Genomic DNA, 15,901 nt, shown 5'->3' with positions numbered 1-15,901 from the left:
GGTACATAAGGAGAATTCAATCATGGCATACAGCGAAAAAGTCATCGATCATTACGAAAACCCACGCAACGTTGGCTCTTTTGACAACAGCGACGAATCTGTTGGTAGCGGCATGGTCGGTGCGCCAGCGTGTGGCGACGTGATGAAGTTGCAGATTAAAGTCAACAATGAAGGTATCATTGAAGACGCGCGCTTCAAGACCTACGGCTGCGGTTCTGCAATTGCGTCCAGCTCCCTGGTTACCGAATGGGTGAAGGGCAAGTCTCTGGACGAAGCACAGGCAATCAAGAACACGGATATTGCTGAAGAACTCGAACTGCCACCGGTGAAAATTCACTGCTCAATTCTGGCAGAAGACGCGATCAAAGCCGCTATTGCGGATTACAAAAGCAAACGTGAAGCAAAATAATTGAGGTTTGAGTATGTCGATTACCCTTAGCGACAGCGCTGCCGCGCGAGTAAGCTCTTTTCTGGCGAACCGTGGTAAAGGCTTTGGCCTGCGACTGGGCGTACGTACCTCCGGCTGTTCTGGTATGGCTTACGTACTGGAGTTTGTTGACGAACCGGCGTCTGACGACACCGTGTTTGAAGACAAGGGCGTGAAGGTGGTGGTCGATGGCAAAAGCCTGCAATTCCTCAACGGCACTCAGCTGGACTTCGTTAAAGAAGGCCTGAACGAAGGGTTCAAATTCACGAACCCGAACGTCAAAGACGAGTGTGGTTGCGGCGAAAGCTTCCACGTTTAACCGCGCGTCATCCGAAACCCCACCGTGGCGTTACCCGCTACGCGTGGGGTTTGTTTTAACAGGCTACCCCTGAGATTGTTATGGATTACTTCACTCTCTTCGGACTACCCGCTCAATACCCGATTGATCTCCAGGCGTTGACGATCCGTTTTCAGGATCTGCAGCGTCAGTACCATCCGGACAAATTCGCGAGCGGTACTCAGGCAGAGCAGCTGGCTGCGGTTTCCCACTCTGCCACCATCAACCAGGCCTGGCAGACGCTGCGCCATCCGCTGGCGCGCGCTGAATATCTGCTCTCGCTCCACGGTTTTGATCTGGCGAGCGAACAGCATACCGTGCGTGACACGGCGTTTCTGATGGAGCAGCTGGAGCTTCGCGAAGAGCTCGATGAGATTGAACAGGCCAAAGACGAAGCGCGTCTGGAAAGCTTTATTACGCGCGTAAAGGGCATGTTCGATACCCGCCATCAGCAGATGGTGGAGCAACTGAACAACGAGACCTGGGACGTGGCGGCAGATACTGTGCGCAAACTCCGTTTTCTCGATAAACTGCGAAGCAGTGCTGAACAACTCGAAGAAAAGCTGCTCGATTTTTAATTTCGGAAGCAATTATGGCCTTATTACAAATTAGTGAGCCTGGCTTAAGTGCCGCACCGCACCAGCGTCGTCTGGCGGTGGGTATTGATCTGGGCACCACCAATTCCCTCGTGGCGACCGTGCGCAGCGGCCAGGCGGAAACGCTGGCTGATGAGCAGGGGCGCCATCTGCTGCCTTCCGTGGTCCACTACCAGCAGCAGGGTCACGCGGTAGGCTATGACGCCCGCGCTAACGCCGCGCGCGATCCGGCGAATACCATCAGCTCCGTCAAGCGCATGATGGGCCGCTCGCTGGCCGATATTCAGACCCGCTACCCGCATCTGCCGTATCAGCTGCAGGCCAGTGAAAACGGCCTGCCGATGATCTCGACCGCGGCCGGTCTGCTGAACCCGATTCGTGTTTCTGCTGACATCCTCAAAGCGCTGGCTGAGCGCGCTACGGCAACGCTCGGTGGCGATCTGGACGGCGTGGTGATCACCGTTCCTGCCTACTTTGACGATGCACAGCGTCAGGGCACCAAAGACGCCGCGCGTCTGGCGGGCCTGCATGTGCTGCGTCTGCTGAACGAACCAACGGCGGCGGCGATTGCCTACGGCCTCGATTCCGGTCAGGAAGGGGTGATCGCGGTTTACGATCTCGGCGGCGGGACGTTTGATATCTCTATCCTGCGCCTGAGCCGCGGGGTGTTTGAAGTGCTGGCGACCGGCGGGGATTCCGCGCTGGGCGGTGATGACTTCGACCATCTGCTGGCGGACTACATCCGCGAGCAGGCGGGCATCAGCGATCGCAGCGATGCGCGCGTACAGCGTGAACTGCTGGATGCGGCCATCGACGCCAAAATCGCCCTGAGCGATGCGCAGACGGTTACCGTCAATGTTGCGGGCTGGCAGGGTGAGATCTCTCGCGATCAGTTCAGCGATCTGATCGCCCCACTGGTGAAACGCACCTTACTGGCCTGCCGTCGCGCATTGAAAGATGCGGGCGTTGAGGCGAACGAGGTGCTGGAAGTAGTCATGGTGGGCGGTTCGACCCGCGTGCCGCTGGTGCGCGAGCGCGTGGGCGAATTCTTTGGCCGCACGCCGCTGACCTCTATCGACCCGGACAAAGTGGTTGCCGTGGGCGCCGCGATCCAGGCCGATATTCTGGTTGGCAACAAGCCGGACAGCGAAATGCTGCTGCTGGACGTCATCCCGCTGTCGCTGGGCTTAGAAACCATGGGCGGCCTGGTGGAGAAAGTGATCCCGCGTAACACTACCATTCCGGTGGCGCGCGCGCAGGAGTTCACCACCTTTAAAGACGGCCAGACCGCGATGTCCATCCACGTGATGCAGGGCGAACGCGAGCTGGTGCAGGACTGCCGTTCTCTGGCGCGCTTTGCGCTGCGCGGTATCCCGGCGCTGCCTGCGGGCGGGGCGCATATTCGCGTCACCTTCCAGGTGGATGCCGACGGCCTGCTGAGCGTCACGGCGATGGAAAAATCCACCGGCGTGGAATCGTCCATTCAGGTGAAGCCGTCCTACGGCCTGACCGATGGCGAAATCGCCTCTATGATTCAGGACTCAATGAGCTACGCCGAGCAGGATGTGAAGGCGCGTATGCTGGCGGAACAAAAAGTGGAAGCCGCACGCGTGCTGGAGAGCTTGAACGGTGCGCTCGCTGCCGACGCCGCGCTGTTAAGCGCCGCTGAGCGCCAGGTGATTGACGACGCTGCCGCGCGCTTAAGCGCCGTGGCCGAAGGTAATGACGCTGACGCAATAGAAGAAGCCATTAAAAACGTTGATAAACAAACCCAGGACTTTGCTGCTCGCCGCATGGACAAATCTGTCCGCGTCGCGCTGAAAGGCCAGTCCGTGGACGAGGTTTAATATGCCAAAGATTGTAATTTTGCCTCATGCGGACCTCTGTCCGGATGGCGCTGTTCTGGAAGCGAAGACCGGTGAAACCATTCTCGATGTTGCCCTGCGTGCAGGTATCGAAGTGGAACACGCCTGTGAAAAATCCTGTGCCTGCACCACCTGCCACTGCATCGTGCGTGAAGGTTTTGACTCTCTCGCCGAGAGCACCGAAGACGAAGACGACATGCTGGATAAAGCATGGGGTCTGGAGCCAGACAGCCGCTTAAGCTGCCAGGCTGCGGTGACCGATGAAGATCTGGTCGTGGAGTTCCCACGCTATACCATCAACCACGCACGCGAGCATTAATATGGGACTGAAGTGGACAGACAGCCGTGAAATCGGCGAAGCGCTCTACGACGCGAACCCGGATCTCGATCCGAAGACCGTACGATTCACCGATATGCATCAGTGGATCTGCGATCTGGAAGATTTCGACGACGATCCAAACGCATCCAATGAAAAAATTCTGGAGGCGATTCTGTTAGTCTGGTTAGATGAAGCAGAATAAATAACAAAACGGGCTGCCTTCAGGCGGCCCGTTTGCTAGTTGCTAATAAGGAAAAATAAAATGACCGAAGCGATGAAGATTACGCTCTCTACGCAGCCCGCCGACGCGCGCTGGGGCGAGAAAGCCAGTTACAGCATCAACAACGACGGTATTACCCTGCACCTGACGGGCAACGATGATTTGGGCCTGATCCAGCGCGCCGCGCGTAAAATTGACGGTCTGGGCATCAAGCATGTCTCGCTGGAAGGCGAAGGCTGGGACACCGACCGCAGCTGGGCGTTCTGGGCGGGTTACAAAGGGCCGAAAGGCACCCGCAAAATTGAGTGGGCGAACCTCGACGAAGCCGGTCAGAAAGAGCTGGAAAGCCGCCTGCAAATCATCGACTGGGTACGCGACACCATTAACGCTCCGGCGGAAGAGTTAGGCCCTGAGCAGCTGGCGCAGCGCGCCGTTGACCTGCTATGCGGCGTGGCGGGCGACAAGATGTCCTACCGCATCACCAAGGGTGAAGACCTGCGCGAGCAGAATTACATGGGTATCCACACCGTGGGCCGTGGTTCTGAGCGTCCACCGGTGCTGCTGGCGCTGGACTACAACCCAACCGGCGATAAAGACGCCCCTGTCTTTGCCTGCCTGGTAGGTAAAGGTATCACCTTCGACACCGGCGGCTACAGCCTGAAGCAGAGCGCGTTCATGGACTCCATGAAGTCCGACATGGGCGGCGCGGCCACCATCACCGGTGCGCTGGCGTTTGCCATCACCCGCGGTCTGAAAAAGCGCGTGAAGCTGTACCTGTGCTGCGCGGACAACATGGTCAGCGGTAACGCCTTCAAGCTGGGCGACATCATTCGCTACCGTAACGGCAAAAACGTTGAGGTGATGAACACTGACGCCGAAGGCCGTCTGGTGCTGGCCGATGGCCTGATCGACGCGTCTGCCCAGAAGCCTGAGCTGATCATCGACATGGCGACTCTGACCGGTGCGGCGAAAACCGCGCTGGGTAACGACTACCACGCGCTGTTCAGCTTTGACGACAAGCTGGCCGCACGCCTGCTGGCCAGCGCTGCGGCGGAAAACGAACCGTTCTGGCGTCTGCCGCTGGCCGAGTTCCACCGTAGCCAGCTGCCGTCCAACTTTGCCGAACTGAACAATACCGCCAGCGCGGCGTACCCGGCGGGTGCAAGCACCGCAGCAGGCTTCCTGTCTCACTTTGTTGAGAACTACCATGAAGGCTGGCTGCACATTGACTGCTCCGCAACGTACCGCAAAGCGGCGGTTGAGCAGTGGTCCGCGGGCGCGACCGGTCTGGGCGTGCGTACCGTAGCGAACCTGCTGACGGCTGAGTAATCTTTTTAGCCGGGTGGCGCTACGCTTACGCGCGCCTTCGGAGTCATCATATTGCCCGGCGGCGCTGCGCTTGCACGGACCTACGGTTTTGTAGGCCGGGTAAGCGAAGCGCCACCCGGCGTTTTTTGAAGTAGCCAAACTATGTCAGATACCAAAAACGAATTAGAGACTCTGCTGGAACAGGCGGCGACCGAGCCCGCCCACCGTCCGGCATTTTTCCGCACGCTGCTGGAGTCCACCGTCTGGGTACCAGGTACCGCCGCGGAAGGTGAGCAGGTCGTGGAAGACAGCGCGCTGGATCTGCTGCACTGGGAGAAAGACGACGGCACGTCGGTGATCCCGTTCTTCACCTCGCTGGAAGCGCTGCAGGAAGCGGTTGAAGACGAACAGGCGTTCGTGGTGATGCCGGTGCGTACCCTGTTTGAAATGACGCTCGGCCAGACGCTGTTCCTCAACGCCAAGTTGCCGACCGGGAAAGAGTTTACGCCGCGTGAAATCAGCCACCTGATTGGCGAAGAGGGCAACCCGCTCAGCACGCAGGAAGTGCTGGAAGGGGGCGAAACGCTGCTGCTGTCTGAAGTGGCCGAGCCGCCCACGCAGATGATTGATTCTCTGACGACGTTGTTCAAAACGCTCAAGCCCGTCAGGCGCGCGTTTCTCTGCTCCATCAAAGAGCGCGCGGACGAAAAGCCGGTGCTGTTGATCGGTATTGAAGCCGATGGCGATTTCGACGAGATCGTTCAGGCGGCGGGCAGCGTGGCGACCGACACGCTACCGGGCGATGAACCAATTGATATCTGTCAGGTGAAAAACGGTGAGAAGGGCATCAGCCACTTTATTACCGAGCACATCACGCCGTTCTATGAGCGTCGCTGGGGCGGGTTCCTGCGCGATCTCAAAACCAACCGCATCATCTGATTTCTGCGGGGTGAATGTCACCCCGTTGCTTCCAGCAGCAGTAAATCCATCAGCAGCACCAGATTCGACTCAAACGACGTCACCCCTGCGGCTTCGGCGGCGTAGTGCACCGCTTCGTCATAGAGCGCAAAGTGAACGTCGGCCATCTCCGCCAGCGTGTTGGCCGAGGCGCGGGTAAACGCGACGATGGTCATGCCGACGTTTTTGGCTATCCGCGCTTTATCCAGCACCTGCTCCGTTTCGCCGCTGCGCGAGACGGCAATAAACACCTGATAGCGGGCGGCATTGCTGAGAAAAATGTTCCGGCTGTCGCCCGGTCCGGAGATAAACGCCGTTTTGCCCAGCACCTGCAGCTTCTTGGTCAGGTACTCCGCAAACAGATAAGAGAACCCGGCTCCGTAGAGAAAGAAACTCTCTTTCTGGCGCAGCAGGTTAGCAAACTGCTGGCGTTTGTCCTGGGTGACCCACTGAAAGGTGTGCTGATAGTTGGCGATAAACTGATTAAACAGCGCCGGGAGCTCAGGGGGCGATTGCCCCTGAACGGCAATGTGCGGCGTGTCGGTGAGCAACTGCTTGCAGTGCCAGATAAACTCGCTAAAGCCGCTGAACCCCAGCTTCTGGCACAGCCGCATAATGGTGGCGGTAGAAACGAATGTCGCCTGTGCCAGCTCGCGAACCGTAATATTGCCCACCAGCAGCGGATGCTCCGTGAGGTGGGCGAGGACGCGATACTCCGCGCGGGTCAATGACGCTCCGCGCGTTAACAGCGTGGCCAGGCGGTTATCCATTATTTCGCGGGTTCGACAGGCAGATCGTCTCGCGCACCCCATTCGCTCCAGGCGCCGTCGTAGAGCGTGACGTCGCTTACGCCGAGCGTGGCGAGCGCCAGAATGACCACGCAGGCCGTTACGCCGGAACCGCAGCTGGCAATCACTGGACGATGTAAATCAACCCCTGCCCGGTCAAAAATGGCGCGCAGTTCGTCGGTAGTTTTCAGCTCGCCCTCAAATACCAGATCGCCCCACGGCACGTTCAGCGCGCCCGGAATATGTCCGCGCTTCAGCCCCGGACGCGGTTCATCCGCTTCGGCCTTGAAGCGAGGAGCAGGGCGGGCATCGACGATTTGCGCCGTTTTTTCATGGCTCACGACCAGCACGTCGGTCAGGCGTTTTACCACGTGGGTGTCAAAGGTCGCGTCGAATTCACCTTCCGGCAGCGTGACGTCACCCTGCTGAAGCGGCAGCTCGTCGCGCTTCCAGCCCGCCAGCCCGCCGGCAAGAATCGAGACTTTTTCCACGCCGAAGTTTTTCAGCATCCACCACGCGCGCGGCGCGGAGAAGAGGTTACCTTCATCATAGACAACGAGGTGTTTGTCTTTGCTGATGCCCAGCTCGCGCATCGCCACGGAAAACGCTTCCGGGCGCGGCAGCATGTGCGGCAGGGGAGAGGTGTGATCGGAGAGGGCTTCAATATCAAAAAATACCGCACCCGGCAGATGCCCGGCACGGTATTCACCGGGCACGTCACGATGCTCTTGTCCCGGAGGGGCCATACGCGCGTCGATAATCTGAACTTCCGGATCGTCGCCGTGCTCAATCAGCCAGTCGGCAGCGACAAAATATGAGGTGGACATGGTTTGCCTCCATTCTTTTCCGTAAAAAAGGATTGTCGGTGTTTTTTCTGACACCGACAAGCAAACCACGTTCAACTCGCGAGCAAGCCCCTATTTTTTCACCGGTTCACCGTCCTGCCAGGCTTTTTGCAGCGCTGGCCAGTAGTCGCGGTTGGCCTCAATCATCTCATCCAGAATGGCTTTTGCATGTTCCATGGTCGGCACGGTGCGGTTGAGGGTAAACGCCTGCAAGGCTTTCTCATAGCTGCCTTCGATAGTCGCCTCCACCAGCAGCTGTTCAGATGCGAGCTGCTGTTGCAAAAGCGTCTGATGGAACAGCGGCACCTGACCAATACGGATCGGTTCTGGGCCCTCGGAGGTGATATAAGCGGGAACTTCCACCACCGCATCGTACGGTAGGTTGGTAATCGCCCCGCGGTTTTCCACCATCACCAGATGGCGGCTTCGCAGGTTAAAGGCCAGCGAGCAGGCCACATCGACGATAAACTCGCCGTGGACGCCCACGTGGAAGGCATCCGGTAAAATTCCGGTGCGTTGATATTCTTCGGCGGCGGCGAACAGCTTTTTCTCGCGCCCGTCCATCACTTCATTCGCGCGGGTATAGTCCGGGTTCTGGTGCGCCACAATCTGGTTCGGCATCAGGTAATACTGCAGATACGGGTTCGGCAGATACTCGGGGAAATTGTCCATGATCGGCTTGATGTTGCGCCAGGTTTTCACCCAGGAGGGGTCAGAATGCTGCGGATCGGTTTTAGCCGCATCTTCCGTCAGCAGGCCAAACTTAGCGATATGCTTACGCAGCGCCGGGAGCTTGTCTTCGCCGTCCACCAGCACGCGGGTAAACCAGCCGAAGTGGTTCAGGCCGAAGTAGTCCACTTCCAGCTTGCGGCGATCGACACCCAGAATCGCCCCCATATTGCGCATGGCGGCCACCGGCATATCGCAGATGTTCAGCACCCGCGCATTTGGCCGCAGACGGCGCACGCCCTCCGCGACGATCGCCGCCGGGTTGGAGTAGTTCACGATCCAGGCTTTTTCATGCGCGTAGCGATCCACCAGATCGATAAGCTCCACCATCGGTAGGATCGTGCGCAGTCCGTACGCCAGGCCACCGGGTCCGCACGTTTCCTGACCCACCACGCCGTGACGCAGCGGGATCTTCTCATCCTGCTCGCGCATCTTATACTGACCGACGCGCATCTGGGCAAAGACGAAATGGGCGCCGCTGAAGGCCACTTCCGGGTCGCTGGTGACGGTAAATTTGATATGCTGACTGTGGTCGCGAATGACCTTCTCGACGACCGGCGCAATGGTGTTCTGACGCGCCTCGTCGATATCGTACAGGCGAATTTCGGCCAGCGGGAAATCCTGCAGGCGCACCATCAGGCTTTTCACAATGCCCGGCGTGTAGGTGCTGCCGCCGCCGGCAATCGACAGAATGAATGGGGGTGTAAACATCTTTAGCTCCTTTCAGAGAAACGTCTCAACGGCTTCTCGCATTTTTTTGACATGCAGCCCGTAGACCACCTGAACGTTGTTACCTTGTTTGATAATCCCTTTCGCGCCGGTCGCCTTCAGACGCGGCTCGTCGATAATGGCGACGTCCTTTACCGTGACGCGTAAGCGGGTGTAGCAGTTGTCCACCACTTCAATATTTTCCCGGCCGCCCAGCCCCACCACGATGGACTCGCCCAGACCGTCGTTATTGCCCTTCGCCTGGTACTCCTGCTTGCTGTAGAGGCGCGTCTCCTGGTCCTCATCTTCACGACCCGGCGTTTTCATGTTGAAGCGCAGGATCAGAAAGCGGAACACCACGAAGTAGAGAGCGAACATGATCAGTCCGACCAGGATGTACATCGGCCAGTTGGACTTGGCCGTGCCGAGCGGCAGGTTGTAGAGGATGAAGTCGATAATCCCGTTGGCGCCGATGGCGTGAACGCCCAGCAGGGAGAACAGCATCATGCCGATGCCGGTCAGCACCGCATGCACCACGAACAGCAGCGGGGCGACGAACAGGAAGGAGAATTCAATCGGCTCGGTGACGCCGACCAGCAGCGAGGTCAGCGCCGCCGGGATCAGAATCGCTTTCGCCGCCGCTTTACGCTCTGGCCTGGCGGTCATATACATCGCCAGCGCCGCGGCGGGCAGGCCAAACATCTTGCTGATGCCGCGGGCGTCCCACACCACGGTGCTGCTGAGCTGCTTCACGTCCGGGCAGGCCATCTCAGCGAAGTAGATATTGCGCGCGCCCTGATACACCGTGCCGCAGACCTCCTGCGTGCCCCCGAGTTCGGTATAGAGGAACGGGGTATAGACCAGATGGTGCAGGCCAGTGGGGACCAGAATGCGTTCCAGGAAGCCGTAGATGGCCACGCCAAACGGTCCGGAGCCTTTGATGGCCAGCGCCAGGGCGCTAATGCCGTGCTGGGCAAACGGCCACAGTTCGCTCATCACCACGCCGAGCACCATGGAGACCGGAAGCATTACAATGGCGACAAAACAGTGGCCGGAGTAAATCGCCATCGCACCGTTAAACTGTACGCCGGAATATTTATTGTACAGGTATCCCGACAGCGCCCCGGTCAGGATCCCGGCGAAAACGCCCATCTCCAGCACCTGGACGCCCAGCACCATGGTCTGCCCGGCCGCCTTCATTTCGGCTGCAGGCGCCAGCGCGCCCTGCAGCTGCAGCGTGACGTTCATGGCGTTGATGAATACGACAAAGGTGACCAGCCCAATCAGCGCGGCATAGCCTTTATCGCGCGTCGCCAGACCAATCGGAATACCAACGGCAAACACCAGCGCCAGGTTCACCAGCACCGACACGGCCGATTTCGCGATAAGCTGACCAAGATGCTGAATCAGCGGATGGCCAAGAAAGGGCAGGTATTCAGCGAGATTACCGTTACCCAGCACGTTACCAAAGGCGATAAACAGACCGACGATCGGTAAGATAAGCACCGGTCCGTACAATGATTTTCCGAAATTTTGTAGGGCATTCACGGCTCGTTTCATGGCTTTCTCTCTTATTGAACCGCGCACTCGGGGTGCGTCATGGTTATAAAACTAGCAGCCTTCAGGGACGCTTATCCAGCTATCCTCTTGTTTTAAAAACAAATGACGTGAAAGGTAACATGTGACGTTTGGGGCTGTGATCGCGGTTCCATCACGGCGTAGCGGCGTGTTGCCATTCTGCGAGGCGCTTTCCAGATTCTAAAATTGGACTTTTTGAATTAATGAAACTTGCGGATAATACTTATCCGGACGACGACCAACAGGCCCCCTCAGGGCCAGGGACAAAGGATGAAACCGTTTCGCTTAGCCGCGCTCTCCCTTGCGCTGCTTACCACGTTTACGCTTGTCGGCTGTGATAACAGCGACGATAAATCTCAGGCTGCGGCTCCCGCGGCATCCACCGCATCCACACCGAAAGCCGCGGAAAAGCCAAATGCTGAAACGCTGGCTAAGCTCGCCGCCCAGAGTCAGGGAAAAGCGCTGACCCTGCTGGATGCCTCTGAAGTTCAGCTCGACGGTGCCGCCACGCTGGTGCTGACATTCTCGGTTCCGCTGAATCCCGATCAGGATTTCGCGAAAACCGTGCATGTCGTGGACAAAAAAAGCGGCAAAGTTGACGGGGCGTGGGAACTTGCGCCTAACCTGAAAGAGCTTCGCCTGCGCCATCTGGAGCCCAACCGCAACCTGGTCGTCACCGTTGAACGGGGCCTGCAGGCGCTGAACAAGGCGACGTTCGGCATTGATTATGAGAAAGCCCTGACCACCCGGGACGTTGAACCCACCGTTGGTTTTGCCAGCCGCGGCTCGCTGCTGCCGGGTAAGGTGGTGGAAGGGTTGCCGGTAATGGCGCTCAACGTCAACAATGTTGACGTCAACTTCTACCGCGTGAAGCCGGAATCGTTGGCTTCCCTTGTCAGCCAGTGGGAATACCGTAACTCGCTGACCAACTGGGAATCCGACAACCTGCTGAAGATGGCGGAGCTGGTTTACACCGGTCGATTCGATCTTAATCCGGCGCGCAACACGCGCGAAAAATTACTGTTGCCCCTGAAGGATATTAAACCGCTCCAGCAGTCTGGCGTTTATATCGCGGTCATGAACCAGGCCGGGCACTACAACTACAGCAACGCCGCGACGCTCTTTACCTTAAGCGATATTGGCCTGTCCGCTCACCGTTATCATAATCGCCTGGACATCTTCACCCAGAGTCTGGAGAACGGTGCGGCGCAGTCTGGCGTCACCGTCACCCTGTTGAACGATAAAGGGCAGACGCTTGCCGAAGCGAAAAGCGACGGTGATGGCCACGCAAAGCTTGAGACCGACAAAGAGGCCGCGCTGATCCTGGCCAGTAAAGACGGCCAGACCACGCTGCTTGACCTCAAGCTTCCGGCTCTTGATCTGGCGGAGTTTGATATCGCAGGGAGTCCGGGCTACAGCAAGCAGTTCTTTATGTTTGGCCCACGCGATCTCTACCGCCCGGGCGAAACGGTGATCCTCAACGGCCTGCTGCGCGACAGTGACGGTAAGCCACTTCCCGATCAGCCCGTGAAGCTCGACGTGCTGCGACCGGATGGACAGGTCGCGCGTACGATCGTCGTCAAGCCGGAGAACGGACTCTATCGCTTCAACTATCCGCTGGACAGCGGGGCGCAGACCGGCATGTGGCATATCCGCGCCAACACGGGCGATAACCTGCAGCGTCTGTGGGACTTCCACGTTGAAGACTTCATGCCAGAGCGTATGGCGCTCAACCTGAGCGGACAAAAAACGCCGGTTTCACCGCAGGATAACGTCGACTTTAACGTGGTCGGCTATTACCTGTATGGCGCTCCGGCCAACGGTAACTCTCTGCAGGGCCAGCTCTTCCTGCGTCCGCTGCGTGACGCGGTGGCCGCGCTGCCGGGCTTCCAGTTTGGTGATATCGCCGAAGAGAACCTGAGCCGCAGCCTGGATGAAGTGCAGCTTACGCTGGACGAGCAGGGACGTGGGCAGGTTTCTACCGAAAGCCAGTGGAAAGAGGTGCACTCTCCGCTGCAGCTGATTCTGCAGGCCAGCCTGCTGGAGTCGGGCGGTCGTCCGGTGACGCGTCGTGCTGAGCAGGCGATCTGGCCGGCGGCTGAGCTGCCGGGTATTCGCCCTCAGTTCGCCAGTAAAGCCGTTTACGACTACCGCACCGATACGACCGTCAACCAACCGATTGTTGATGAGAACGGCAACGCCAGCTTCGACATCGTGTATGCCGATGCCAGCGGCGCGAAAAAGGCCGTTTCCGGGTTACAGGTTCGTCTGATTCGCGAGCGTCGGGACTACTTCTGGAACTGGTCTGAGAGCGAAGGCTGGCAGTCTCAGTTCGATCAGAAAGATCTGGTCGAAGGTGAGCAGGAGCTGACGCTTAAGGCCGATGAAACGGGTAAAGTCACCTTCCCGGTGGAATGGGGCTCTTATCGTCTGGAGGTGAAAGCGCCTGATGAGATGGTCAGCAGCGTGCGCTTCTGGGCGGGGTACAGCTGGCAGGATAACAGCGACGGCACCGGCGCTGCACGCCCTGACCGCGTGACCTTGAAACTGGATAAGCCAGCCTATCAGCCAGGCGACACCATCAACCTGCACATTGCCGCGCCAGCCGCAGGCAAGGGCTATGCGATGATCGAGTCCAGCGAAGGGCCGCTGTGGTGGAAAGAGATCGACGTACCGGCAAACGGACTGGATCTCGCTATCCCGGTCGACAAGGCCTGGAAGCGTCACGACCTCTACCTGAGTACGCTGGTGGTACGTCCCGGAGATAAATCCAAATCCGCCACGCCGAAACGCGCGGTCGGCCTGCTGCATCTGCCGATGGGTGACGAAAATCGCCGCCTGAATATTGCGCTCGATAACCCGCAGAAAATGCGTCCAAACCAGACGCTCTCGGTGAAGGTGAAAGCCAGCGTGAAAGAGGGGGCCGTGCCGCAGAAGGTGAACGTCCTGGTATCGGCGGTGGACAGCGGCGTGCTGAATATTACCGATTACGTCACGCCGGATCCGTGGCAGGCTTTCTTTGGTCAGAAGCGTTACGGCGCGGATATCTACGATATATACGGCCAGGTCATTGAAGGGCAGGGCCGTCTGGCCGCGCTGCGCTTTGGTGGCGATGGGGATGAACTGAAGCGCGGCGGCAAACCGCCGGTGAACCACGTCACCATCATTGCCCAGCAGGCACAGCCGGTTACGCTGGATGCCAACGGGGAAGGCACAATTACATTGCCAGTTGGAGACTTCAACGGTGAGCTGCGTCTGATGGCGCAGGCCTGGACGGAAGAGGATTTCGGCAGCAGCGAAAGCAAGATTATCGTGGCCGCGCCGGTCATTACCGAGCTGAATACCCCGCGCTTCCTGGCAAGCGGAGATACCTCGCGGCTGACGCTGGATATCACTAACCTGACCGACCAGCCGCAAACGCTGAATATCGCCCTGAACGCGACAGGCAAACTGGCGCTGGAAGGCGCGCAGCCTCAGCCGGTTCAGCTGCCACCGGGGGCGCGCAGCACGCTGTTTATTCCGGTACGCGCGCTGGACGGTTATGGTGACGGTGAAGTGACCGCGCAGGTGACCGGCCTGCAGCTTCCAGGCGAGACCTTCGCCCCGCAGCAGAAGAGCTGGAAAATCGGCGTGCGTCCGGCGTTCCCGGCGCAGACGGTCAATACCGGTGCCATGCTGAACCCTGGCGAATCGTGGACCGCACCGGCGCAGCACAGCAACGGTTTCTCTCCTGCCACCCTGCAGGGGCAACTGCTGCTGAGCGGCAAACCACCGCTCAACCTGGCGCGCTATATTCGCGAACTGCAGGCCTATCCGTATGGCTGTCTGGAGCAGACCACCAGCGGTCTGTTCCCGTCGCTCTACACCAACGCGGCGCAGCTAACGGCGCTTGGCATCAAAGGTGATACGGACGATAAACGCCGTGCCGCCATTGATATCGGTATTTCCCGTCTGCTGCAGATGCAGCGTGAAGACGGCGGGTTCGCGCTGTGGGATAAAAACGGTCCGGAAGAGTACTGGCTGACGGCCTACGTGACCGACTTCCTGGTCCGTGCGGGCGAGCAGGGCTACAGCGTGCCCGCCGATGCGGTGAATAATGCCAATAGCCGGTTGCTGCGCTACCTGCAGGACCCGGGCATGATGTCTATTCGCTACAGCGACGATACGCAGGCCAGCAAGTTCGCCGTGCAGGCCTATGCCGCGCTGGTGCTGGCACGTCAGCAAAAAGCGCCGCTGGGCGCGCTGCGTGAAATCTGGGATCGTCACGCTCAGGCGGCGTCCGGCCTGCCGCTGATGCAGCTGGGCATGGCGCTCAAGCTGATGGGCGATGCCCCGCGCAGCCAGCAGGCGCTGGATCTGGCGCTCAAAACGCCGCGCAACGACAGCAAAACCTGGATGGCCGATTACGGCAGCCAGCTTCGCGATAACGCGCTGATGCTCTCCCTGCTGGAGGAGTACAAACTTCTGCCGGATGCGCAAAATACGCTGCTGAATGCCCTGTCTGAGCAGGCCTTCAGCCAGCGCTGGTTGTCCACTCAGGAGAGCAATGCGCTGTTCCTGGCCGGTCGTTCGCTGCAAACTCTGTCCGGTGCATGGCAGGCGAAAACCTCCCTGTCAGATTCCGCATCAGGTGGCGATAAAGCGCAGGTACAAAACGTGAGCGGCGATCAGCTTGTCGCGCTGCAGGTGACCAATACCGGTACTTCACCGCTGTGGGTCCGCCTTGATAGCACCGGTTATCCTGACTATGCTCCTCAGCCGAGCTCGAACGTGCTGCAGGTTGAACGCCATATTCTGGCTACGGACGGCAGCACGAAATCGCTCTCTTCGCTGAAGAGCGGCGAGCTGGTGCTGGTATGGCTGGAAGTCAAAGCCAGCCAGAACGTGCCGGACGCGCTGGTGGTGGATCTCCTCCCTGCGGGTCTGGAGCTGGAAAACCAGAACCTGGCAAGCAGCAGCGCCAGCCTGCAGGACAGCGGTAGCGAAGTGCAGAACCTGCTCAGCCAGATGCAGCAGGCGGACATTCAGCATATGGAATTCCGCGACGACCGCTTTGTGGCGGCCGTGCCAGTAAATGAAGGTCAGCCGGTTACGCTGGTTTATCTGGCGCGCGCCGTGACGCCGGGAACCTACCAGGTGCCGGTTCCGATGGTCGAGTCTATGTATGTGCCGCAGTGGCGGGCAACGGGTGCGGCCAGTGGCCCGCTGATTGTTGTTCCGTAAT

Annotated in this window: 13 protein-coding genes; 9 read left to right on the top strand and 4 right to left on the bottom strand. The window is 58.9% G+C overall.

The genetic code is table 11. The annotated features are described in order from the left end of the window. Positions 1-22 precede the first annotated feature (22 nt). The 8 genes from iscU (at position 23) to sseB (ending at position 6,011) form a co-directional block, all read left to right on the top strand. Entirely contained in the window at positions 23-409 is a 387-nt protein-coding gene (iscU, locus tag BMW97_RS16075) for a Fe-S cluster assembly scaffold IscU (RefSeq protein WP_003860661.1), read from the top strand. Between the two features lie 13 nt (positions 410-422). After that, a complete protein-coding gene (gene iscA, locus BMW97_RS16070; RefSeq protein WP_003860659.1) occupies positions 423-746 on the top strand; it encodes an iron-sulfur cluster assembly protein IscA in 324 nt (107 codons plus the stop codon). A gap of 80 nt (positions 747-826) precedes the next feature. Next, on the top strand, positions 827-1,342 hold the full coding sequence (gene hscB / locus BMW97_RS16065; protein ID WP_024908642.1) for a co-chaperone HscB: 516 nt from the start codon (positions 827-829) through the stop codon (positions 1,340-1,342). Between the two features lie 14 nt (positions 1,343-1,356). Then, complete coding sequence (gene hscA, locus BMW97_RS16060; RefSeq protein WP_045908549.1) at positions 1,357-3,207, top strand: Fe-S protein assembly chaperone HscA; 1,851 nt, start codon at positions 1,357-1,359, stop codon at positions 3,205-3,207. A gap of 1 nt (position 3,208) precedes the next feature. Then, entirely contained in the window at positions 3,209-3,544 is a 336-nt protein-coding gene (gene fdx / locus BMW97_RS16055; protein WP_003860652.1) for an ISC system 2Fe-2S type ferredoxin, read from the top strand. A gap of 1 nt (position 3,545) precedes the next feature. After that, on the top strand, positions 3,546-3,746 hold the full coding sequence (gene iscX / locus BMW97_RS16050; RefSeq protein ID WP_003860650.1) for a Fe-S cluster assembly protein IscX: 201 nt from the start codon (positions 3,546-3,548) through the stop codon (positions 3,744-3,746). A gap of 60 nt (positions 3,747-3,806) precedes the next feature. Beyond that, positions 3,807-5,093: an aminopeptidase PepB gene (pepB, locus tag BMW97_RS16045; RefSeq protein ID WP_024908644.1), complete on the top strand. Its 1,287-nt coding sequence runs from the start codon at positions 3,807-3,809 to the stop codon at positions 5,091-5,093. Between the two features lie 141 nt (positions 5,094-5,234). Further along, positions 5,235-6,011, top strand: a complete 777-nt coding sequence (gene sseB, locus BMW97_RS16040) for an enhanced serine sensitivity protein SseB (RefSeq protein WP_090392991.1) — start codon at positions 5,235-5,237, stop codon at positions 6,009-6,011. A gap of 17 nt (positions 6,012-6,028) precedes the next feature. On the opposite strand, the gene BMW97_RS16035 is transcribed toward sseB, so the two are convergent. The 4 genes from BMW97_RS16035 to BMW97_RS16020 all read right to left on the bottom strand — a co-directional run bounded on the left by BMW97_RS16035 (position 6,029) and on the right by BMW97_RS16020 (position 10,659). Further along, positions 6,029-6,799 carry a MurR/RpiR family transcriptional regulator gene (locus tag BMW97_RS16035; protein ID WP_045908551.1) on the bottom strand — a complete coding sequence of 257 codons (771 nt, stop codon included), beginning with the start codon at positions 6,797-6,799 and terminating at the stop codon, positions 6,029-6,031. Beyond that, positions 6,799-7,644: a 3-mercaptopyruvate sulfurtransferase gene (gene sseA, locus BMW97_RS16030; RefSeq protein WP_045908552.1), complete on the bottom strand. Its 846-nt coding sequence runs from the start codon at positions 7,642-7,644 to the stop codon at positions 6,799-6,801. Before sseA ends, BMW97_RS16035 begins: the two co-directional genes overlap by 1 nt. A gap of 90 nt (positions 7,645-7,734) precedes the next feature. Continuing rightward, on the bottom strand, positions 7,735-9,102 hold the full coding sequence (locus tag BMW97_RS16025) for a 6-phospho-alpha-glucosidase (RefSeq protein ID WP_045908553.1): 1,368 nt from the start codon (positions 9,100-9,102) through the stop codon (positions 7,735-7,737). 12 nt (positions 9,103-9,114) lie between these two features. After that, on the bottom strand, positions 9,115-10,659 hold the full coding sequence (locus BMW97_RS16020; RefSeq protein ID WP_045908554.1) for a PTS transporter subunit EIIC: 1,545 nt from the start codon (positions 10,657-10,659) through the stop codon (positions 9,115-9,117). A 288-nt stretch (positions 10,660-10,947) separates the two neighbouring features. Between BMW97_RS16020 and BMW97_RS16015 the strand changes: the two genes are divergently transcribed. Then, on the top strand, positions 10,948-15,900 hold the full coding sequence (locus tag BMW97_RS16015) for an alpha-2-macroglobulin family protein (protein WP_045908555.1): 4,953 nt from the start codon (positions 10,948-10,950) through the stop codon (positions 15,898-15,900). Position 15,901 lies beyond the last annotated feature (1 nt).

The organism is Enterobacter sp. NFIX58 (assembly GCF_900110475.1).
GTDB classification, from domain to species: Bacteria; Pseudomonadota; Gammaproteobacteria; order Enterobacterales; family Enterobacteriaceae; genus Enterobacter; species Enterobacter quasiroggenkampii.
The sequence above is the reverse complement of the archived record's forward strand: the minus strand, read 5'-3'. Positions and strand labels throughout refer to the sequence as shown.